At 65.6% G+C, this 663-nt stretch carries 1 protein-coding gene; it reads right to left on the reverse strand.

The genetic code is table 11. From position 1 onward, the window contains the following. Positions 1 to 97: 97 nt before the first annotated feature. A partial coding sequence (locus ON45_RS20640) for an LLM class flavin-dependent oxidoreductase (RefSeq protein WP_148288813.1) occupies positions 98 to 663 on the reverse strand: 566 nt, incomplete at its 5' end.

A 663-nucleotide genomic window follows, 5' to 3' on the forward strand; every position in this document is an offset into this window, starting at 1 on the left:
GTGCCGTACCCGGACGGGTCGGTGCTCCTGGCGGCGTGAGCGATATGCGTGGCTACGTCTACTCTGATCGTGTGCGCGCGGGAGCGACGCGCTCTCGCTAGGGCATCGTGGAGGCGAGCTGGTCGATCGTGCGGAGGATGTCGTCGACCGGGACTGGGTCGTGGCGACGACCTGACGGGGCGTCGAGCCCGGGAAGGAAGACGAGACGACTAACGCCGAGGGCTTCGTACTGCTCCCGAACTCTGGTGTCGAATGGACCGACGGGTGTCATCGTGATCTCAAGCGGACCAAGCTCGCTTGGCCGGTCGAACTGGTTGATCTCGGAGTTGATCACCTGCGTCGCCTCGTGTGCCCACTCGGGTGTCGTCTGGAAGCAGTACCAGCCGTTGGCCTTGGCGATCGCACGACGACGAGCTGGTGCACTCACACCTCCGGCGACGATCGGTGGTCCGCCGCGACGAACCGGTCGCGGGTACGCGTTCACCCCGTCGATCTGGACGACCTGACCGGAGTAGTGCGGGTGGTCCATCGTCCACAGCGCTCGCATCGCGTCGATGTGGTCATCCATGCGCACGCCACGCTCGGCCAGCTCGACACCCATCGCTGCGAACTCGGCTTCGACGTAGCCAGCGCCGACACCCACGATCAAGCGACCGTGTGAGA

It is taken from the genome of Ilumatobacter nonamiensis YM16-303, assembly GCF_000350145.1.
Lineage (GTDB): Bacteria > Actinomycetota > Acidimicrobiia > Acidimicrobiales > Ilumatobacteraceae > Ilumatobacter_A > Ilumatobacter_A nonamiensis.